Here is a 20,807-nt window from a genome sequence, read left to right on the forward strand (position 1 = left end):
TATCCGGCGATGCCGGGTTTCAGCTCGACTGAAGGCTTGCCTAAGCCCAGCCCGTCTTCACGCCGTTATTGTAGAACCGAATTTCTTCAACCAACTTTAATCCAAGGATCCAAGCATTTCGGGCCAGCAGAAACAGTCCGGTGAAGACAAATCCCTCGACATAGAGGTGGTAAGCGAACAGGCCGAACGAGAACGGCAGGTTGGCGGGGTTGTTGCTGATCTCGGCGATGTCGACCGCGAATATTTCGATCAAGTCAAACAGACCGCCGCGAAGGGTCTGGTCTGCAACGAACAGTCCGGCTGCTGAGAGGTTTGGTGGCGGGACGGGGTGGTGCGTTGCATTGATCAGATGAACAGTCGAGTCGTCGAACCACGGGTAGGCGAAGGTCATTGCAAATAGCGCCGCGGCTGGGATCAACACGCCGCAGGTCACACTGATCATGCTGCCTTTGGAGGCGCCAAAAAGACCTCCCAGGTAGACGGCTATCAGCTTGGCAATCTTGCTGGATAACTGGACCGCGTTTTGAGGCCGTCGGCCCTGACGAAGGTTTGAGAATTTAGCCGGAGTTTGCGCTGCGTGAGCCTGGATCAGACCGATGCCCTTTTTGGCTCCCAGAAAACTACCAAGCAGAACAGCCGCGCCGATCGCCACCACATACACCCGCTGGGCTAGCGGTGAGGACAGGATCGCCCAGACCGCGCGGATCGCGACCTTGGCGTCTTCGGCGGTGAATTCCATGAGCGCCCCCCAGCGGTCCTCGGGGCGACGTTAACCAATCGGTTCAGACACGCCTAGCGCGTGCGCCTGAGAGGTGTGTCGGTGCGTTCAGGCCGGCTGGGCGACCGGGCGGCGGGCCGCCTCGGAAGACGGGCGAACCGGCGGCAGGGCCGCGACGGAGACAGAGCCGTCTTCTTCGGGGATGACCATCCAGCCACGGGCGGCGAAGGCGTCCCCGGCCTGGCGGCGCGAGGTCCACATGGCGATCCAGGGCGAGGCCAGTAGCGGCAGGACGATGGGCGCAAAGAACATCGACAGATCCGGGCGGAAGGCCAGGGCCAGGACAAAACAGGTCCCGACCACCAGCTGCCAGCGCATGGACTTGAAGGCGTCGGCGAAGGCCAGGCCGTCAGCATCGCGCTGTTGAACCTGCCAGCCGGCGTCCTGGCCGCGCAGGATCTGAAGTACGGCATGGGTGTTGGCCACCATCAGGATCGGCGCGAGGATGGCCGACAGGGCGATCTCGGACAGAACACCCTTGACGAGTTGGGACGAGCCGCCGAAGGCGCGAGCCTCAGCCGGGCGGCTGATGGCCAGGGCGGCACCCATGATCTTGGGCCCGATCAGCAGCAGCGCTGCGAACAGCGAGGCCAGGGTGAAGGCCGAGAACTCGGGGTTCAGCACATAGAGCCAGCTACCCCAGTCGATCGGATAGCTGAGCTGAATGGCCAGACCGGTGGCCAGCGACGCCAGCCACAGGGGCGAGGCCAGATAGGCGACGCAGCCCAGGATCAGCTGAAGCCGGCTCATCGGGTGCAGGCCTTCGGCCCCGACCAGCTTGAGGTGCTGGAGATTACCCTGGCACCAGCGGTGCTCGCGGCGGATGAAGTCGGTGATGGTCGGTGGGGTTTCCTCGCACGAACCGTCCAGGGCGGCGGTGACGTGCACGCCCCAGCCGGCGCGGCGCAGCATGGCGGCCTCGACGACATCGTGGCTGAGGACATTGCCGCCGAACGGCTTGACGCCCGGGAGGATCGGCAGGCCCGCACACTCGGCGAAGGCGCGCGTGCGGATGATGGCGTTGTGACCCCAGTAGGAGCTGTCCGAACCGGTCCACCAGGCCAGGCCCGCCGCCGCGACGCGCCCGTACAGACGCACTGAGAACTGGGACACGCGCGCAAACAGCGTCGCGGCCTTGATGATGGTCGGCGTGGTCTGGATCAGGCCGATGCGCGGGTTCATCTCCATGGCGTCGACGAGGCGCAGGACGGTTTCACCGGCCATGGTCGAGTCGGCGTCCAGCACGACCATCTGCTCATAGGCCGCCCCGAAGCGACGCACCCAGTCCCCCAGGTTGCCGGCCTTGTGCTCGGTATTGGCCATGCGGCGACGGTAGAACAGACGGCTGGTGAAGCGGGCACGCTGCGAGACGTAAACGGCCGTCTCATGGGCGGCGGCGGCCGGCTTGTTGGTGTCCGACAGGACGAAGAAATCAAAGGCGCCGGCGGCACCGAGGCGAGCCAGCGAGGCATCGAGATGGGCCAGGCGCGCGAAGGAGGCGTCGGCATCCTCGTTATAGACCGGCATCAGGATGGCGGTGCGGCTCATCGGGGTGTCGGGATGGGCGGCGAAGGCCAGATCCTGTTGTTCGCGACCGGTGGCCAGAACCCACAGGCCCATGCAGGCCGACGAGAACCAGCATGACATGGCGGTCAGCAGGCCGGCGAGGCAGAACAGGCCGAAGACCTCCAGCGCCGTGAAGCCGAAGCGGGCGCACTGATAGATCGGGGCGATCAGGGCCAGGCTCGACAGAACTAGCGTACAGGCCAACAGAATCCAGCGGCGGCGCGCCACCGTCTCGGGCGAGGTCGGCAGCGGGCCCTCGGGGACCTTGGGGGCGGCGTCCAACGACTGGCGCGGCATGGCCAGGGGCGCTTCGGCCGGCAGCCAGGGTTGAGAGTCGAAGCTCTCCACCTCACGCACATCCGCGTTCACTCGGAGCGACAGGTCGCCCATGGGCAGGTCATCCCTCTGTTGCGTTCGCCAGAATTCCGGGGGGGAGGCAGCGGACGCTGCTGCGGCGCAGCATGGATTCACTATGTGCATCACGAGTTCGTGAAGCGCAATCACAGAATCGTGAAAAGGGTGACTTTTTTCAGGCCGGGATTGTGACCGAACCGCGGTTGGTCGCCTCGTGGCGGACCGCGCGTTCGAGCAGGACGGCGGCCACCCCGGCCCACCCGATCAGGACCGTGGCATAGGCCGTCTCCCACCAGCCGACATTCAGATCATTGACCGTGCCGGGCAGGACCAGGTGTTTGGTGAACAGGGTCAGGACCGCCATCACCGCAAAGGCGCTGATCAGAAAGGCTTTCAGGCGCGGAACGTCCCGGCGCTCGCGCAGGCCCCAGAGGATCAGCAACGGCGCGATCTGAATGCCCAGGCCCAGAGAAATCACCATGTGGCGTGGGTCTGGCCAGGGATAGAGGCTGGAGGCGGACAGGCCGTAGCCGGCCAGGAGGAAGGCGGCGGCGGTCATCAGGCCGGTGATCCGTGCGCCGGTCAGGGCCATGAGGGCCCAGCCGATGCCGATGCCGGTCAGGGCCGCCATGACGCCGGAGATGAATACCCCGACGTTGAAGATCTCGGGGTAGCGGGCATCGGCTCCACCCAGCTCGGACAGATACTGGCTGGCATGATCAAAACCGGGGTAGGCCGCGACGGAGACGAGAAAGACGATCAGCACCAGCAAGGGGGCGGTGGCCCCGACCATCAGCAACCGGCGGCGTCCGGTGAAGGGCGCGGGTGGACGGGCCGGCGGGAAAGGCTTGAGGCCCCAGACCGGGCGCAGCCATCCGACACGACGCACGACTTCATAGATCAGCAGGCTGCCACCGAAGGTGATGATCCCCAGGATGGTGGCCTCAAGCAGCGGGGCCAGGCCCGCCGGTCGGATCAGCCACACGGCGACGACCAGAATGGTCTGGTGGGCCAGGTACAGGGGGAAGACCGCGTCGGTCAGATAGCGCAGGACGGGACCGTCCTTCTGGCGAAGGTAGCGGCTGCCGTAGCCGAGGATGGTAGCGATGACGGCCCACTGATAGGTCGCCTGGATGGCGAATTTGGCGGCGTCATAGGCGATGTTGTTGGGGAAATAGCCCGCCTGGAATACCAGCACCGGCAGCACGGCCAGGGCGATAAACAGCGTCAGGCGACGGTAGTGTTCCAGCGCCTGCCAGAGCGGCTCATGACGGGCCAGAAGGAAGCCGAACAGGAAGGCCCCGAGCGACTGGGCATGGTTGTACCAGTCGCCGACCAGCGCGTTTGTGCTGCCGAAAAGGGGATAGAGCGTCAGGCGGATCGCCACCAGATAGAGCAAGGGCACCCAAACTACGCGCGCGCCCGCTACCAGAGGGGCCAGCCAGCCGGCCAATCGTTCGATCAGACCGGGCCTGAGCATCAGCAGGACGACGACCACGCTGTAGGCGGCGATGTAATTGACGAACCAGAGATGGTTGAACGGCACGCCGTCCATCAAACCCTCGGGGCCGAACTCATGGCCGAGCCAGCCGAGGTAGTCCGCCCCCCACCAGCCGTTGTCCATGGCCTCAATCCACGACTGGATGGAGACAAGCAGCAGAACGCCCATCAACAGCGGCGGGCCAAGTCGCTCGAACCGGGCCTTGAGCACCTGTCCGGGGGTGCGCCGCGCGGTGAGGAAGCTCATGGCGGCACCCGACACCAGAAACAGCAGCGTCAGCCGCCACGGACCCGTCAGCGTCAGAAGCTGGGGCATCCAGGAGAGGCGGTGTTCCGACTGGACGTGCCAATCGTAGGGCGAATAGACGAGCGCCGTATGGAACAGGATCAACAGGCCGAACGCCATCACCCGGATCCAGTCCAGGTCAGCACGGCGTGCAGAAGGCGTGGCAGGTGTTGTCACGGGCAGTCAGTCACGGGGAGGAGAAGGGCCTATGATCACGGTTTCGTGATCCCGCGTCAATTGGCCTGTGTTTCCGGCCCCAATGTGGCGCGCGGTCCTGGGTTCAATCGACATTCAAAGAGCCATCGTTCCCGGCCTTGCGCCGGGACCCCATCACCGCGTTGAGTCTCAAGTCGTGTTGATGTCGGAACAGCGGCAGTCGTTTGGTGGACGACCGCGGTGATGGGTGGCCGGGGCACGCCCGGCCATGACCAAAGCATCTGTATTCAAAAGCACAATCGACCTGGATGCCGATTGAACCTAGTAGCTGAGATTGACCCCGATGAAGGTCCCCTCGCCACGGGCATCGCCCGAGAGGCTGAACTGATAGCCCAGCACGAACTCGATCCACGAGGCCGGGGCCGCCTGGCCACGCTCGCGGAACCAATGACGCCAGGACACACCCGGACCAGCCCCGGCGGCGAATTCGTCGGCCAAGGCGCTGTCATAATAGCCCCGAACGGTCACAAACGGCGTCACGACATCGCGGTCGGTCGTGCGCCAGGCCCGACCCAGACGGGCCTCGGCCACACCCAGGGTCTGTTCGGCATCGACCAGATGAGCCACGTCGCCATAGAGGCGCCAGGCGGGCCAGCTGGTGCGGTCAAAGCGCAGATCGCTGCCATCCTCGGCCGACCAGGCGGCGCGCAGCATCCAGTCATCCCGCGCCAGATCGCCCAATGCGATCATGCGGCTGGCCTCAAGGATCAGATTGGTTTCGGACAGAGGTCGGTACCGGACCCCGACCCATCCCTGGGTGGTGTCGCCGCCGGTCGGACCGCCGACATCGGAGTCCAGGGTGGTGAACACCCGACCGAAGACATCCAGCGTGCGACCGTTGTTGTAGCCACCAATGCGGCGATAGACCTCGCCACCGGCCTGAACCACGGTGTCGGCCCCGACGATCCCCGACGAGGTGGTCGAGGTCGAGCCGTAGGACACCGAAGCGGACGCGCCCCAGACCCGCTGAAGCGTTTCAATCTCCCGGCGGATCTCGAACCGACGCTGATCGTCGAAGGCGGGATCGGTCGGCCAGGTGTCGAGGCCGCGTTCGAACCAGTAGATGGCGGTGGCGTCATCGCCGATGCGCCGCGCGCTGTAGCCGGCATTCAGGGCCGTGGCCCCCGACAGGGGTGTCTGGGCGTCGGCCTGACGAAAGGCGGCCTGGGCCTCGGCGTCGCGCCCGACGGACACCGCGATATTGGCGGCATCAAGCGGGGCCGGCCCCGGCAGGATACCGGCGGCCCAATCGGCGTCGAAGGCGGCCCGCGCCTCATCGATCCGGCCCTGTTCGACCAGGTTGAGGATGTTGAGCCGCGAGGCATAGGCGCGGCTGTCGGCGTCCTGAACTGTGGCCGAGGCATCGCTGGCCTGGTCGACGGCGGCGTCCGCAGTCTGGGCCAGGGCGGGGCCTCCGACGACCAGGGCTGTGACCAGGCCAAGAGGGGCAATCAGACGATGGCGCATGGGATTGTCCTTGTACGGAATGGCGGGGCTCAGGAGCCGTAGGTTTGTTGTTGGACGAAGGCCTGGATCTGGGCCCGCTGTTCCGAGCCGACATCAGCGGGCCAGTCGGCCAGGGCGCGGCTGAAGTAGGAGGTCGCCCAGTCTTCGAGCCCCAGACGCTGAGCGGCATAGCCGGCGTCGAGCGCGGCGCGGCCCGGCAAGGCGGCGTAACGCTGCGCGTCTTCAAAGGCCCACAGGGCCTGGGCATCGCGACCGACGGCCAGGGCGACATTGGCGGTGTCGAGGGAATCGTAGCCTTGCAGGAACTGTCCGGCCCAGGCGTGGTCAAAGACCCGCGCAGCCTCCTCGCGACGATTGGCCTGAAGCAGGGACAGGACCGCAGCGCGCGACAGATAGGCCCGCGATTCCGGGCCCTCGGCGAGATCCGCCGCGGACAGGAAGGCCTGGGCGGCCAGTTCGGGCTCATCGCTGTCCCAGGCGGCCTGGGCCAGCCGGGTCTGGATGCGATAGTCCCGCTCGTCACGCAGGGGCACCAGCACCTCCAGGGTCTCGCTCGGACGGCCCGCGAGGGTCAGGGAATCCGCCAGCAGCAGCCGGTAGTCGAGGTTGGACGGGTCTTCCTCGACGGCCCGCAAAGACGAAGTGACGGCCGCCTCCGCATTGCCGGAGGTGTAGTGGGCATAGGCCTGGGCGGCGGCTTGCGACGACGGATCGAAATCAACCGAAGCAATGGCCGGCGCATAGGACAGAACCGCGGCGGCGGCGGTCATTCCGATCAGATGGGCGGGACCACTCATGGACGGGCTCCTCTCTGGAAATTAAACGATGACACGGACACGGGCTAACTCACAGTGTGAAATTCGTCGGCGGGTGCCTCGGCCAGGGCGCGCGCCAGGGCCTCATTGACCCATCCGGCGGACTTCTGGCGCTGCAGGGCGGCATCGACGGCGGCGCTGGTGGCGAGGTTCATCGACACCAGGGTTTCCCCAAGATGGCGACCGTTGCGGCGGGCCGCGGACAGGGCCGTCTGGAGGTCGGCATGGCTGATGACGCCTTCACGGACCAGCAGATCGCCCAGGCGGACATAGCCGGCGCGCACCGAGCGCCAGAGCAGGGCCTCACGCGAGGCGTCAATATCCCCGTTGCGACGCATCTGGCTGAGCCGGCTACGAACCTGGGTGAAGGGGTCCTGGCTCCAGGCGAACCGCAGGGCAAAGGCCACGTCCGAGAGCGGCGCGAACAGAACTCGCACCCCCTTGACGCCGCGTCGACCGATCAGGCGCTCCATTTCCTGACGCAGGGCGGGCGGCATCGGCTCGGCCACAGCCACGTCGAGCGAGCCCCCCTGACGGCGGAGCGGCACCGCCCCGAAGCGACGCGCTTCGTCGACGGTCAGCAGGTTGCGCACGTCCGGCTCGATCTGGAAGGGATCGAACATGGAGGCATAGGTTTCGCCGTGTTCGGCGAAGGCCTCGGCCAGGTGCTCGTCGTCAGTAGCCCCCAGATCGAGCAGCATCAGGCCCAGCGGACGGTAGAGATTCCTCTGGGCGGCGAGCGCGCGGTTCAGGTCCTCTTCGGACAGGGCGTTCCAGAAGCGCAGGGTTTCGCCCAGGCGGCCTGAGCCCTGCTGAAGCTCAGACAGTGAGGGATAGGCGTGCTGGGTCTTGTCCCAGGCGATCGGGCGGCCGGTGATCAGGTGGCCCAGATACTGACGGCTGGCCCGCCAGAAGGAGCCGAACGAGATCAGGTTGGACACGACGATGCGGATCGGCGTCAGCGGCACATGGGCAATGCCATGGTTGATGCCGGTGAACCAGGCCCGGTGAATGATCCGGTTGACCAGGAAGAAGAAGTTGATCGAGACGATCAGCCATACCCAGTCGTGTTCGATCACGGGCGGCAGGTCGACGACCTCGGGCCAGAACAGCTTGAGGCCCCAGTAGCCGAGCACCTGCACGACGATGAAGTAGCCGAACATCCCGGTCGGGGCCGTGAACAGCGTCTTGCGGTCGCGGAACAGGTAGTAGCGGTTGACCAGCGAGCCGAACCAGCCGAGCTGGGCCCAGCCCATGATCGAGATGCCGAGCATCCAGCGCGCCTTCTGGCGGACCGAGGTGGAGAACTTGTCGGGGAAGAACTCCTTGGTCGCGACCAGTTCGCGCGGATAGTGGGTGACCTTGCCCTTGCGGAACCAGGCCTTGCGCTCGCGCTTGATGCGGGCGTGGTAGCGAACGAATTCCGAAGGGAAACCCATCGAGGCCAGGCGATGGCCGACATCATAGTCTTCGGTCAGGCTGTCGGTGTTGAAGGGCAGGCCGTTCTTCTCGCGCACCAGGGCCAGCATGGCCGCCCGATGGAAGGCCGTGGCGACACCGGCGGACGGCGTCATGCGCGTCAGGGCAGAGCGAACCGGCAGGTCCTTGGTGTGGAACTCGGCGAACTCGTCCATGTAGTGGCAGGCCACCAGGCGGTTCCACGGACGCTGCATCGACAGCACCGGCATCTGGATCATGGCGGCCTCGTCGATGAACCAGTTCACCGTCTTGAGGCCGTAGGGATGCACCACGTCCTCGGCATCGTGCATGAGGAAGACGTCGAAGCGTTCGCCCGTGCGCTCTTCGTGCAGCAGGATGTTCTGGACCAGCCAGTTCAGGCAGTCAGCCTTGGATGTCGGGCCGTCATGCGGCACCTCGGCCCTGTGGACGTTGGGGAACCTGCGGCGGATCTTTTCGACCTCGCGGCGGGTGTCGGCATCGTTGGCGTAGACCCCGACAAAGATGTCGAAGGGGCCATAGTCAAAGGACTTGTTGGTGTTCGCCACCATGTTGGCGATGACATCGGATTCCTGCCAGGCAGGCACCATGATGGCGATACGCTTCTGGGGGTGACGGTCGAGCCATTTCTGAGGCGGCGGTCGATCCCAGAAGGTGAAGAAGCGCACGATCAGCCGCGTCCAGTAGGCCAGGTCGATGAACAGGTCGTCGATCGACGAGATCAGGATCAGGACAGCCGACACCATGATCGACCACTGGATGAAGCCCCAGTAGGCGGTGAGCCAGCCGACCGCAGCCTCGCCGGTGACGCCGTGCGCCGCCAGCCAGGTGGTACTGTCGGTCCAGACCGTCTGGACGTCTTGAACGATTGAGGGTTCCATCGCGATCAGACCGCCGCCCGGATCTGGGCGAAGTCATGCTGGGATAGCGGGGCGCTCTGGAGCACATCGACGATGCGGCGGGCCGCGTGGCCGTCCCCGAAGGGCGAGACGGTGCGAACCATCTGCTGACGTTCGGCCTCGTTCAGAAGCAGGCGCGTCGAGGTCTGGAGCACGACGTCGGGGTCGACGCCGACCAGCCGGGCCACGCCGGCCTCAACGGCCTCCATACGCTCGGTCGATTCCCGCAGGACCAGGACCGGCACGCCAAACGAGGGGGCCTCTTCCTGCACGCCGCCGGAATCCGACAGGATCAGGGTGGCGCTCTTGAGGAAGGAGATAAAGGACAGATAGTCCAAGGGACCTACGATACGGATACGCGACTGTTCGCCCAGATAGGCGAAGACGCGCTGGCGCAGGAGCGGATTCGCGTGGGCCACGAAGACGATCTCGATGTCGTCGATGTGATCGCGCAGGCGAACCAGGGTCGACAGGATGCGGTCCAGCGACCCCTCCCAGTTTTCCCGGCGGTGCATGGTGACCAGAACCCGGCGCAGACCGTTGGTCAGAGGCTCGGGACGGACCCGGTCGCCGGTCAGGCGCACGCTGTCGATGCCGGTGTTGCCGGTGACATGGACCTTGGACGGCGCGACGCCGGTGCGGATCAGGTTGGAGGCGGCCGCCTGGGTCGGGGCGAAATGCAGGCTGGCCAGTTGGCCGACCACACAGCGCCATCCCTCTTCGGGGAACGGACGATCCAGGTCGAAGGTGCGAAGGCCCGCTTCGACATGGCCGATCGGGATGCGGCGCGCGAAGGCGGCCATGGCCCCGGCCGCCGTGGTCGAGGTGTCACCCTGAACCAGAACGAAATCGGGATCGAGGATGCCGAAGGCCCCATCGAGGCGGTCCATGACCTCGGCGAAACGCCCGCCGAGGGACCGATCAGGTGAGGGCGGGGCCAGCACCAGGTCAGGCTGGACACCCATGACCTCAAGGGTCTGGCTGTTCAGGCTGGATTGCTGCTCGGTGGAAATCCATACGGGCTCGAAGCCTTGGCGTTCCATGAGCGCGGCACGCACAGGTGCCAGCTTGATGACCTCCGGCCGGGTTCCGGCCACGATGGCGACTTTCACGTCAACCCCCTTGGGAAGACGGGAGAGGCCACCCCCCTGGCGGACCCTGACCGTCTTGACGTGACCGTTTGACGCACCCGGCATGGACTGAACCTGATTACTCTGTTGTCTGGCGTTCATCACGAAGGCGTGATCGCCCGATACGATGCCTTATGAGGGATTTTCACGATTTCGTGAGGGGCTGACGCCCGTGGAGTCAGGAAGAGTCAGCCTGATGGCGCAACTTCCGGGTGCTTCAACCGGCTTCGAGGCGGTAAGCGACCTTGTCGTTATGTCTAGGGTGCTTGACAAGTGTTCATCTTCACACCTACAGATGCCGCATCGTCCTCAATAAATCGTTCGTGGTGAGGTCCGCTGTGGCGGCAAAACAGATTGCACCCTGGCGCTGGCTCGTTGCCCTGCTGGGTCTGTCGCTCGGCCTGGGAGCCACCGTCGGCATCTATGCGGCCATGTCGCGCGAGGCGTCTGTCGGGAGTCTGATCCTGATGGGCCTGGTCGTTGCGGGGCTGATGGCCGTGGGGGTGTGGCTGGTTGCCATGTATTGGCGTCGCCTCGATGAGGCGGCTCGGGAGGCTCACAAATGGGCCTGGTTCTGGGGCGGCAATGTCGCGCTGTTGCCGCTGATCGTGGGGTTGTTCTTCCTGCTTGAGCGTCCTGACCTTCAGGTGCCGTTGTGGCCGGGTCTGCATGCGGGTCCGGCCGGCTATGTGGCCACCGGCGGCTTCATCGTCGTCTTCACCCTGTTGATCGGTTACAGCCTGGCCTGGCTGTACTGGTGGCTGTGGAAGAGCCGCTAGATGAAAAACCGTCTCAAGGTTCTGCGAGCCGAACGCGACTGGAGTCAGGCCGATCTGGCGGTGGCTTTGGGCGTGTCGCGCCAGACGGTCAATGCGCTGGAGACGGGGCGATACGATCCGTCGCTGCCCCTGGCGTTCAAGATTGCCCGCACCTTCGATCTGCCGATCGAGTCGATTTTTCACGACGAGGAGGCGGTCTGAACCGCCCGTCGCACCTATGGAGTCGCCTATGTCCTTACTTTCACAGTTCCTGGCCGGAGCCGCCCAGTTGAGCCGGGCCGCGGTCGGGGCCGGGCTTGGCCTGGGCCTGGTGTTTTCCGCCATCCCGGACGCGGCCCTGGCGCGCACCGCCGATCTGATTCAGGAGGAGGCGGTCGTGTCGGCCGAGGCCACTCGTCCGGCCCTGTGGGTCGTGCGCGATGCGGATTCGACCATCTATCTGTTCGGCACGGTGCATCTGCTGCGGCCCGGAAACGACTGGATGACGCCGGCGGTGACTGAGGCCTTCAATGCGTCCGAGGCCCTGTGGCTGGAGATCGAGGATCCACAGGACCAGGCGGCTGCGACGCCCCTGATCATGCAGCACGGCCTGTCGCCGCAGACGCCGCTCTCCAGCCGACTGTCGGCCGATGAGTTTGCTGAGCTGGACCGTGCCGCCCAGGCGATGGGCCTGTCCGGTGTGGCGATGGACCCGATGCGGCCCTGGCTGGCGGCGATCAACCTTGCGGTGGCTCCGTTGGTTCAGGCGGGCTTTGACCCTGAGGCCGGCGTTGATGTGGTGCTGCGCGGTCATGCCCTGGAGGCGGGCAAGCCGATCCACGGCCTGGAGACGATGGAGCAGCAACTGATGTTCTTCGCCAATCTGTCGCCCGAGGACGAGCTGGATTTCCTGCGCTCGACGCTGGAGAATTATGAACAGGGCGTGGCCCTGCTCGATCAGATGGCAAGCGCCTGGTCGGCGGGCGACCCCGACACCCTCTACGCCCTGGGCGGGGATGATCTGAAGGCCGAGTATCCGACGATCTATGAAGTCATCCTGACGCGCCGGAACGCCGACTGGGTCGGGCAGATTCAGCAAGAACTGGCCGGGGACGGGACCGTCTTCATGGCGGTCGGGGCTCTGCATCTGGCCGGGCCGGACAGCGTCCAGGCCCAGCTTGAGGCCCAGGGCGTGCGGGTCGAACGGGTGCAGTAATCGCCCGAACCCTGGACGAATGAGGCGGCGGAGCGATCCGCCGCCTTTTTCATTGCCGCCGGATGCGCGCCGATCTAGGAGGAGCCCAATGCGGGTGTAGCTCAATGGTAGAGCAGCAGCTTCCCAAGCTGACGACGAGGGTTCGATTCCCTTCACCCGCTCCAGAATTCAGAGCCCCGCCGGAGCGATCCGGCGGGGCTCTTGTCGTCTAGGCGGCGATCTGGCCGAAGCGGCCGGAGTTGAAGTCGTTGATCGCCTGACGGATTTCATCCTCGGTGTTCATCACGAACGGGCCGTAGCCGACGATGGGCTCGGCGATGGGCTCGCCCGAGAGCATCAGGATGGTGCTGTCGGCATCGGCCTTGAGGGTGACGCCCGCGCCATCGACATCCAGCAGCAGAGCCTCGGCGGACCCGGCGGGCTGGTCGCCGTTGACGGTGACGTGACCGTTCAGGACCACGACGATGCCGGTGTGACCGTCCGGGATGGCCAGGGTCGTCTCGGCATCGCGGTTCAGGCGTACATCCCACACATTGATCGGCGTGAAGGTGCGGGCCGGTCCCTTGGCCCCATCCAGCTCACCGGCGATGATCCGGGCCGTGCCGGCGTTGTCGGACAGGGTCACAGTCGGGATCTCGGCGTTGAGGATGCCCTGATAGCCGGGGGCCGTCATCTTGTCCTTGGCCGGCAGATTGACCCACAGCTGGACCATGCGGAACGGGCCGCCTGTCTTGCCGAACGTCGGGGAGTGGAACTCCTCATGGAGGATACCGCCACCCGCCGTCATCCACTGAACGTCGCCCGGGCCGATGATGCCGCCCTGGCCGGTGGAATCCCGGTGCTCGACCTCGCCATCGTAAACGATGGTGACAGTCTCGAACCCGCGGTGCGGATGCTGGCCCACGCCGCGGCGGCTATCGGTGGGTTCAAAGTTGTGCGGCCCGGCATAGTCGAGCAGCAGGAACGGGCTCATCCGATTGCCGGTGCCGTTGTAAGAAAACAGCGACCGGACGGGAAAGCCGTCGCCGACCCAATGGCCGCGGTCGTTGCCGTAGCGTCCCAGAACCTTCTTCATGGCTTGTCTCCTTGTGCATGGATCGGCGGTGCCGATCACGTTGCCAGGGATATGAATGCGGAACGGTCACAGTGAAAGACTATCAATCTGCACTCTAGCGTTCTAAAAATAGGACGATGATGGATCTCAACGACCTGTATTTCTTTGTTCAGGTGGTCGACCACGGCGGCTTTGCGGCGGCCGGGCGGGCGCTGGGGATTCCGAAATCGCGGCTAAGCCGGCGGATCGCGGCGCTGGAAGATGAGCTGGCCGTGCGACTGATCCAGCGGACCTCGCGGCGGTTTTCGGTGACGGAAGTTGGCCAGGCCTTCTACCAGCATGGCCGTGCCATGATGGTCGAGGCGGAGGCGGCGCGGGAGGTGGTGGACCGGGCGACCGGGGCGCCCAGGGGTCGGGTGCGGCTGGCCTGTCCGCCGGGCTTGGTCGCCTATCAGGTGGGCGAGCTGATCGCGCGCTTCATGGCTCGCTACCCCGAGGTGGACATCCAGCTGGAAAGCACGACCCGGCGCGTCGATGTGGTGGCCGAAGGGTTCGACCTGGCCATCCGCGTGCGGGAACCTCCGCTGGAGGCCAGCGATCTGGTCATGCGCAAGCTGGACGACAGCCAGCACTGTCTGGTGGCGACGCCGGCTCTGTTGGAACGGCTGGGCAAGCCGGCCGGGCCATCAGACCTGGCGGGGTGGCCCAGCCTGGATTTTGGTCCGTGGAAGGCCGACCCGGTCTGGTCCCTGTTCCATGCGGAGGGGATGACGGCGACGGTGCGGCATTCGCCGCGGCTGGTCACAGATGATCTGGCCATGCTGCACGCGGGGGCGCTGGCCGGACTTGGGACGGGGCTTTTGCCGATGATCGCCGTGCAGGACGATCTGAAGGCCGGGCGACTGGTTGACCTGCTGCCGGCGTGGCGACCCCGACCGTGGATCGTCCACGTCGTCTATCCGTCGCGTCGGGGGCTGTTGCCGTCGGTGCGCAGCCTGGTGGATTTTCTGGTGGAAGGCTGCGCCCAGTGGCGAGGCCGGGACTACGGAGCGCCGGGTGGGGTTTCGTTGTAGCAGCGATCCAGCCGGGCCACGGACTCGGCATTGTCTGCGTGGAAGCCCCACGATCCCTCGATGACCACTTCCTCGCGGACGGTCTGGGCCTCTGCTTCCGAAAGGCCGGCGGCCTGGGTGCGCGGTTCGATCTGGGCGTGCCAGTAGCGCAGGCTGGGGCCATAGCGCCGCGTCGAGACGTCCTGTCCGGTCATTTGCGCGGCCATGGCCGACGAGACAATGAGGTGGCAGCCGATCGCGTCGGCGACGTCCTCACGGGTGGCCGATGCAAGCGTCGGGGCGGCGGGCTCTTGCGCAGGTGCCGCTTGTGTCGGGGGCGAGGCATCGTCGGCGTCGGGCGCGGAGGCTTGCCTTTCGCCTCCACAGGCGGCCAGCCCTATGGCCGACACGGCGAGGCCAACAGCGGACAGGGTGCGTACTGACATCAAGTTGTCCTTGTTTCTGAGGTCCTGGTTCAGGATACGAGAACGGCGACTGAATCCGGTCATCCGCCTCTGCGCCGGCATGGTTTCAGTTGGCCGGCGATTTGTGGGAGCATCCACCAAGCGCAAGTCTCGGAGCGAAGATGAAGCTGATCGGACTGTCAGGAAGCCTGCGGGCGGGGTCGTTGAATACGAAGCTCCTGCAGGAGGCTGGCCGTCTGTGCCCGGCCGGGGTTGAACTGATCGAAGGGTCGATCCGAGGGGTTCCCCTCTATGACGGCGACGTCGAGCGGGACCAAGGCATTCCTTCGGCAGTTGAGACGCTGAAGGACCAGGTGGCCGGTAGCGACGGCCTGTTGCTGGTTTCGCCCGAGTACAACAACTCGATCCCCGGTGTCTTCAAGAACGCCATCGACTGGATGAGCCGTCCGGGCTCGGACATCGAGCGGGTGTTCGGCGGTCGCCCGACGGCGGTGATCGGTGTGTCGGGGGGACGGTTCGGGACGGTGATGGCTCAGGCGGCCTGGTTGCCGGTGTTGAGGCTGCTCAAGACCGACCCGTGGTTCGGCGGGCGTTTTCTGCTGGGCGGTGGGGGCACCGCCTTTGACGATCAGGGCCGGCTGACGGACCCCGAGACTGAGCGGATGTTGACCGAGTTCATGGCCGGGTTCGCAGAGTTCTGTCGTCAGAAAGCCGGGGGCTGATCAAAGAAAAGGCCCTGCCGGAGCGATCCGACAGGGCCTGTTTTCTGATGGAGGGGTGCCGCTAGAAGCGGAGCGTCACCTCAACCCCGCCCTGGTGGGTGTTGTAGGACTCTCCGATGCGACCGCGATAGCCGACCGCAATCTCTGCCGGCCCCCAGTGGGTGGCCAGACCGGCCCCAAGCAGAGCCTGTCCGCCGTCGGGGTCTTCAGCGTGGATGTGCTGAGGCGTGGCAGTGTTGCCGGCCAGTCCGATGATGGCATCGTCGGCGTCGTGGCTGAGCACGTCGCGATATCCGCCTTCACCCCAGAAGGACATGCCGCCCATATCGCCTTCGACGCGCAGGACAACTTCGCCCGCGACCGCATCAATGTTGCGCTCATTGATCTGGTGCTGGGCCCCGAAGGCGTTCTCTTCGACATAGCCGTCGACGGTGGTGGAGATCCACGACACGCCGACGCGCGGCACAAAGGCCAGGCCCCCGGCGTCAAAGATCATGCCGCCTTCGACCTTGGCCCCGAAGGACGAGCCATTGGTCGTCGACTGAGCCACAATGCCCGGCGTGGCGGTCTGACGGCGAATATCTTCGTACTGGTCCCAGCTATAGCCGGCGGCGGCGTTGACGAAGAAAGACCCCTCACGCCAGCCGAGATAGGCATCCAGCGCGGCCCCCTCGGCGGTGAAGTTGACCAGGCCGACCTCGGCATCGCCGGTACGCATTTGCAGGGCCGCCCCGGCCCGCAGACCGGGGGCCAGGTCGCCGTCGGCCCCGACGATCAGGCTGCCGCCTGTCATATCGCCGCCGGGCACGACGTCGCGGGCGTCAAACTCGGACTGCTCGTAGGTGAGGCCCATGTACAGGCCACCGGCTTCCGGCTCAGCCGAGCCGGTGCCTAGACGACCGGTGACGGCATCCAGGCCATCGGCCCGGGCGCGCACGGCGATCTCACCCTGGAGGGCCGAATGCGCCCCGAAGTTGCCGTAGTAGAGGTAGTCGGTGGCGAGGCTCGCCACCAGACGATGACCCGCAGCGGTCGGATGGACGCCGTCCCAGAAGACATAGGTGTCAGGCGTGGCACAGGGCACCCCGGCGACCAGGCAGCGGTTGGTCACATTGGTGAAGCCGAAGCGACCCGGCGCGCCGAGCAGCACATCAAAGGCCCGGTTGACGTCCATGAAGATGATGTTGGTATTCGGGTGTGCCGCAGCCTGGGCGGAGAGCTGGGCATAAAGGGCCGCGTTGAACACATTCGTGGAATGGGTGGCCAGGGCCTGGGCGGAGGTGCCGCGGAATTCCGGTGTCGTGCCCAGGTTGGGCAGGTTGGCGACCAGAACGGTACCGGCACCGGCCGTGGACACCGTATTGACGGCAGCCCCGACAAAGCTGGCGGCCGTCACCGACGCGGTCGTCATGTCGCCGAACGGATTGGCCCCTCCGCCGGCGATCGGCATGGTCTGGAAGATGTCATTGGCTCCGGCCCAGATCGTCACCAGGTCGTCGGCGTCGAAGGTGCCGTTGAGCGGGGCCGAGCGATAGACTGCAATCTGAGCGGCCAGACCAGGCGGGAGAGCAACAAAGTTGTCGGCCCGGGCCCCGCCAAAGGCCCCGTTGTAGCTGCCCGTCGCCGGGCCGGTGTACCGAGATTGGGTCCAACCCAGAAGCTCCGTCCAGACCGGACCATTGGAGAAGCGCCCCTGGTAGTTGGGCGGCGAGGTCGGTGTGGCAAAGACCGAGTACAGGTTGCCGTTGTCCGACAGGCTGTCACCGAAGGTGATGATACGGCCGTAGGTCTGGGCCGAAGCGGTGCCGGCCATGGCCAGGCCGAGGGCGAGCGTTGAGGCCGCCAAGGTGAGCTTGATGCGCATGTGAATCCTCCCGACCGTCTAACAGCGGTCCCTGGATGCGCAATGTGCCCGCTTCGTCCCGCCAAGCAAGGTGCCGTAGGGGAAGGTCAGATATAATTTTGGCTTGGTGTTGCGCCTATGCCTGAAGGCGATAGCCGCCGCCGTCGGTGATCAGCAGGCGGGCATGACCTTTGCCGGGCTCGATCTTTTGCCGCAGACGATAGATGTGGGTTTCCAGGGTGTGGGTCGTGACCCCGGCGTTGTAGCCCCAGACCTCGGCCAAGAGCTCCTCACGGGCCACGGCTTCTCCCCGCGCGCGCAGCAGATATTTGAGGATCGAGGTTTCCTTGTCGGTCAGGCGGATCCGCTTGTCCTTTTCGTCCGTCAGGGATTTCTGGGCCGGGCGGAATTGATAAGGGCCGATGCGGAAGACGGCCTCTTCGGACTGTTCGACATTGCGCAGATGGGCGCGGATGCGGGCCAGCAGCACGGCAAAACGAAAGGGCTTGGTCACATAGTCGGTGGCCCCGGCCTCGAGCCCGCCGATGGTTTCTTTTTCGCCGTCTTCGCCTGTCAGCATGACGATGGGCGAGCGGACGCCGGCCTCGCGCAGACGCCGACAGACTTCGCGCCCATTGATGTCGGGCAGGTCAACATCCAGCAGGATCAACTCAGCCCGGCCTTCGGAACCCTTCTTCACGCCGTCCAGGCCGGTGCCGACCTGTTCGACCGAAAACTCGCCGGACAATTCGAGCTGTTCGGCCAGCGCCTCGCGCAGGTCGATATCGTCGTCGATAATGAGGAGGGAGGTCGCCTGGGCCATGGGCCTTATGTGGACGCTTCCATCGCCCGGCGCAAACGGATCGGCATCAGTCGCGATCTCCGAACAGGGCCGAGCCGACGCGAACAGAGGTGGCCCCATGGCGAACAGCCGCCTCATAGTCGCCGCTCATGCCCATCGACAGTTGGGCCAGGCCGTTGCGGCGCGCGATCTTGCCCAGCAAGGCAAAGTGCATCGCCGGCTCCTCATTGGCGGGCGGAATGCACATGAGGCCGGAAATCGTCAGGCCATGGACCTCACGGCAGCGGGCGATGAAGGCGTCGGCCTGGGCCGGAATCACACCGGACTTCTGGGGCTCCTCGCCCGTATTGACCTGGATCAACAGTTCAGGGGAGCGTCCTTGGGCGGCGATGTCGCGCGCGAGGGCGACAGCCAGTGATTCGCGATCCAGGGTTTCAATGGCGTCGAACAGGGCGACGGCTTCGCGCGCCTTGTTGGATTGCAAGGGACCGATGAGGCGCAGTTGAAGATCGGGAATGTTGGCGCGACGCTCTGTCCAACGGGCTTGCGCTTCTTGAACCCGGTTTTCCCCGAAAATGCGCTGGCCGGCGTCGAGAACCGGAGCGATATGGTCCCAGGGCTGTTGCTTGCAAACGGCGGTCAGGGTCACATCGTCGGGATTGCGTCCGGCCGCGCGGGCGGCGCGCGCGATCTTGTGGCGAACGGCCGAAAGGGCCTGGTTTGGACTGGTCATCGAATCCGCTCTTTGCGACGGCCTATGATCTAGGTCTGGCCTGGGCCGCCGCCAACCCCGGCGCGCGCGCCTTGCCGCCCCTATTGTTCCTGACCGACCCGGAGCGGACGCCGGAACCGTGGATTCAGGCGGCGCGCCTGCCGCCGGGAGCGGGAGTGGTGTTCCGGGCGTTCGGGCGCGCGGACCAGAGGGCTGTGGGCGCGCGCCTGGCCGAGGTCTGCTGGGCGCGCGGCTTGACCTTGCTCGTCGGTGCCGATGAGGAGCTCGCCGGCGACCTTGGGGCGGATGGCCTGCATCTGCCGGAACGAAACCTGGGACAGGCGGTGGCGGTCCGGGCGCGGCGGCCGGGGTGGCGGCTGACCGGGAGCGCCCATTCGCTCGCCGCGTTGGCGATCGCCGGCCAGGCGGGACTGGACGCCGCGCTGCTGTCGCCGGTGTTTGCCAGCCGCAGCCCGTCTGCCGGCGCGCCCCTGGGGGTTGATCGGTTCAGGGCATGGACGCAGGGCGTCGGTCTGCCGGTCTATGCCCTGGGCGGCGTCACACGCGAAACGGCGCCGGCGCTGGCCGACAGCGGGGCCTGCGGCCTGGCGGCCGTCGGGGGGATCTGAAACCGGAGCAATGCGGGCGTGTCCCCTGTCCGCTGAGGGGGCCGGTTTGCGTTCAGTCAGTTGAACCCCCTTCGCAGGAGACGCTGACATGCGGACATTCATCCTTGGCCTGTCGTGCTTGATTCTGGCGGCGACGCCTGCCCTGGCCCAGAAGCGCCCACGGCCCGACCCGTCAGGCCACGGCGAGGACACGGGTCGCCTCACCCCCGCCGGCCCGCTGCAAGGCGGCTGGCGGATCGTCCGCGCAGGCGACCCGGCCGATGCGGCGGTGATGGGGCTGCATCTGATCCATGACGGCGATCTGGTTGAGGGCAGCTATGTCCTGTTCCAGCCGTTCTGCGGGATCGAAATGCCCTTGCCGCGACCGGCGGCCGAAGACTGTGAATTCATCGATCTGGGCGGTCAGCTCGATCCAGATTCGTTTGTTCGCCAGGGTTGGGTTCGGCTGATCCTGCGGCCGGGCGCAGATGGACTGCCCCATGTGCTGGATATGCCGGTGGCCGGCGACGCCCTGCGGACGGGGACCTATCAGTCGCCGAACATGGACGCGCCGATCACGGTGACCTTCGAGCGAACGCCCGAATGATCCGTCATTCGTCCCGCAGGGACGGTTGATCGAGCTGAATCTCGGGCGAGGTGTCGATACAGGCCTGCATGGGTGCGACCGCCTCCAGCCGGAATTCGCGGTTGAACAGCGCCGTCGTCGGGAAGGTGATCTCGTCTCGCAGGGCGTCAAACTCTGAAACGGTCATGTCCTGGGCGTAGGCCAGCCGAAGCGCCCGATCCCACCATCCCTCGAACTGCAACTGGGTGGCCGAGGGGATGTCGGCGGCCATCTCGGGTGACGCCTGGTGCAGGTAGAAGGAGGCGCGCGTATAGCCCCAGCATCGCAGGGCCGCCGCCAGCTCCGGGTCTGTGCCCGGCGGAGCCGCAGCCGCTTCGGCGGTCGCGGCGTCCGAGGTCGAGCCGGTCGCCTCGCCATTGTTTGAGGTTTGCTGGCCGCAAGCGGCGATGAGGGCGCTCAGGGTCGTGGCGACGAGCAGGTGGGACGCTTTCATCTGTGATCCTCCGGTTTTTCAAACGGGACTACGCAGCCGGCCAGCCAATCCGGACATCCGCCAGGCG

At 65.8% G+C, this 20,807-nt stretch carries 20 protein-coding genes and 1 tRNA gene; 8 read left to right on the plus strand and 13 right to left on the minus strand.

Annotated elements, in window-relative coordinates:
- Nucleotides 1-40: 40 nt before the first annotated feature.
- The 7 genes from G391_RS0106225 to wecB all read right to left on the minus strand — a co-directional run bounded on the left by G391_RS0106225 (nt 41) and on the right by wecB (nt 10,451).
- Nucleotides 41-739 (minus strand): hypothetical protein, encoded by a 699-nt coding sequence (locus G391_RS0106225; RefSeq protein ID WP_029086756.1) that lies wholly within the window; start codon nt 737-739, stop codon nt 41-43.
- 87 nt (nt 740-826) lie between these two features.
- Nucleotides 827-2,734, minus strand: a complete 1,908-nt coding sequence (mdoH, locus tag G391_RS14050) for a glucans biosynthesis glucosyltransferase MdoH (RefSeq protein ID WP_051257181.1) — start codon at nt 2,732-2,734, stop codon at nt 827-829.
- 139 nt (nt 2,735-2,873) lie between these two features.
- Nucleotides 2,874-4,661, minus strand: coding sequence for an acyltransferase family protein (locus G391_RS0106235; RefSeq protein WP_245572052.1), 1,788 nt, complete (start codon nt 4,659-4,661; stop codon nt 2,874-2,876).
- Between the two features lie 300 nt (nt 4,662-4,961).
- Nucleotides 4,962-6,167, minus strand: coding sequence for an NfrA family protein (locus G391_RS0106240; RefSeq protein WP_029086758.1), 1,206 nt, complete (start codon nt 6,165-6,167; stop codon nt 4,962-4,964).
- A gap of 29 nt (nt 6,168-6,196) precedes the next feature.
- The gene (locus G391_RS0106245; protein WP_029086759.1) at nt 6,197-6,964 is read right to left on the minus strand and encodes a tetratricopeptide repeat protein; all 768 of its coding nucleotides are present in this window, start codon (nt 6,962-6,964) and stop codon (nt 6,197-6,199) included.
- A gap of 44 nt (nt 6,965-7,008) precedes the next feature.
- The gene (locus tag G391_RS14055; RefSeq protein ID WP_051257182.1) at nt 7,009-9,321 is read right to left on the minus strand and encodes a glycosyl transferase family protein; all 2,313 of its coding nucleotides are present in this window, start codon (nt 9,319-9,321) and stop codon (nt 7,009-7,011) included.
- Nucleotides 9,322-9,326: 5 nt separating this feature from the next.
- On the minus strand, nt 9,327-10,451 hold the full coding sequence (gene wecB, locus G391_RS0106255) for a non-hydrolyzing UDP-N-acetylglucosamine 2-epimerase (protein ID WP_029086760.1): 1,125 nt from the start codon (nt 10,449-10,451) through the stop codon (nt 9,327-9,329).
- A 341-nt stretch (nt 10,452-10,792) separates the two neighbouring features.
- Here wecB and G391_RS14060 point away from each other — a divergent pair, with 341 nt between their 5' ends.
- The 4 genes from G391_RS14060 to G391_RS0106280 all read left to right on the plus strand — a co-directional run bounded on the left by G391_RS14060 (nt 10,793) and on the right by G391_RS0106280 (nt 12,607).
- The gene (locus G391_RS14060) at nt 10,793-11,248 is read left to right on the plus strand and encodes a hypothetical protein (protein ID WP_156893869.1); all 456 of its coding nucleotides are present in this window, start codon (nt 10,793-10,795) and stop codon (nt 11,246-11,248) included.
- Nucleotides 11,249-11,449 (plus strand): helix-turn-helix transcriptional regulator, encoded by a 201-nt coding sequence (locus G391_RS0106270; RefSeq protein ID WP_029086762.1) that lies wholly within the window; start codon nt 11,249-11,251, stop codon nt 11,447-11,449.
- 28 nt (nt 11,450-11,477) lie between these two features.
- Nucleotides 11,478-12,443 (plus strand): TraB/GumN family protein, encoded by a 966-nt coding sequence (locus tag G391_RS0106275; RefSeq protein ID WP_051257185.1) that lies wholly within the window; start codon nt 11,478-11,480, stop codon nt 12,441-12,443.
- A 90-nt stretch (nt 12,444-12,533) separates the two neighbouring features.
- Nucleotides 12,534-12,607: transfer RNA gene (locus tag G391_RS0106280), tRNA-Gly, on the plus strand.
- Nucleotides 12,608-12,651: 44 nt separating this feature from the next.
- On the opposite strand, the gene G391_RS0106285 is transcribed toward G391_RS0106280, so the two are convergent.
- Complete coding sequence (locus tag G391_RS0106285; protein WP_029086764.1) at nt 12,652-13,518, minus strand: pirin family protein; 867 nt, start codon at nt 13,516-13,518, stop codon at nt 12,652-12,654.
- Between the two features lie 116 nt (nt 13,519-13,634).
- Here G391_RS0106285 and G391_RS0106290 point away from each other — a divergent pair, with 116 nt between their 5' ends.
- A complete protein-coding gene (locus tag G391_RS0106290) occupies nt 13,635-14,570 on the plus strand; it encodes a LysR substrate-binding domain-containing protein (RefSeq protein WP_029086765.1) in 936 nt (311 codons plus the stop codon).
- On the opposite strand, the gene G391_RS0106295 is transcribed toward G391_RS0106290, so the two are convergent.
- Nucleotides 14,540-14,995 (minus strand): hypothetical protein, encoded by a 456-nt coding sequence (locus tag G391_RS0106295; RefSeq protein WP_156893870.1) that lies wholly within the window; start codon nt 14,993-14,995, stop codon nt 14,540-14,542. The two genes, G391_RS0106290 and G391_RS0106295, sit on opposite strands and share 31 nt — an antisense overlap.
- Nucleotides 14,996-15,135: 140 nt before the next feature.
- Between G391_RS0106295 and G391_RS0106300 the strand changes: the two genes are divergently transcribed.
- Nucleotides 15,136-15,696, plus strand: coding sequence for an NADPH-dependent FMN reductase (locus G391_RS0106300; RefSeq protein ID WP_029086767.1), 561 nt, complete (start codon nt 15,136-15,138; stop codon nt 15,694-15,696).
- A 61-nt stretch (nt 15,697-15,757) separates the two neighbouring features.
- On the opposite strand, the gene G391_RS0106305 is transcribed toward G391_RS0106300, so the two are convergent.
- The 3 genes from G391_RS0106305 to G391_RS0106315 form a co-directional block, all read right to left on the minus strand.
- On the minus strand, nt 15,758-17,560 hold the full coding sequence (locus G391_RS0106305) for an autotransporter domain-containing protein (RefSeq protein WP_029086768.1): 1,803 nt from the start codon (nt 17,558-17,560) through the stop codon (nt 15,758-15,760).
- A gap of 115 nt (nt 17,561-17,675) precedes the next feature.
- Complete coding sequence (locus tag G391_RS0106310; protein ID WP_029086769.1) at nt 17,676-18,362, minus strand: response regulator transcription factor; 687 nt, start codon at nt 18,360-18,362, stop codon at nt 17,676-17,678.
- A gap of 46 nt (nt 18,363-18,408) precedes the next feature.
- On the minus strand, nt 18,409-19,074 hold the full coding sequence (locus G391_RS0106315; RefSeq protein WP_029086770.1) for a YggS family pyridoxal phosphate-dependent enzyme: 666 nt from the start codon (nt 19,072-19,074) through the stop codon (nt 18,409-18,411).
- Between G391_RS0106315 and G391_RS0106325 the strand changes: the two genes are divergently transcribed.
- Entirely contained in the window at nt 19,062-19,682 is a 621-nt protein-coding gene (locus tag G391_RS0106325; protein ID WP_084169160.1) for a thiamine phosphate synthase, read from the plus strand. The genes G391_RS0106315 and G391_RS0106325 overlap by 13 nt on opposite strands.
- Nucleotides 19,683-19,770: 88 nt before the next feature.
- On the plus strand, nt 19,771-20,268 hold the full coding sequence (locus G391_RS0106330; protein WP_029086772.1) for a hypothetical protein: 498 nt from the start codon (nt 19,771-19,773) through the stop codon (nt 20,266-20,268).
- 4 nt (nt 20,269-20,272) lie between these two features.
- On the opposite strand, the gene G391_RS0106335 is transcribed toward G391_RS0106330, so the two are convergent.
- Nucleotides 20,273-20,740 (minus strand): hypothetical protein, encoded by a 468-nt coding sequence (locus G391_RS0106335; RefSeq protein WP_029086773.1) that lies wholly within the window; start codon nt 20,738-20,740, stop codon nt 20,273-20,275.
- Nucleotides 20,741-20,807 lie beyond the last annotated feature (67 nt).

This window comes from Brevundimonas aveniformis DSM 17977, from assembly GCF_000428765.1.
Lineage (GTDB): Bacteria > Pseudomonadota > Alphaproteobacteria > Caulobacterales > Caulobacteraceae > Brevundimonas > Brevundimonas aveniformis.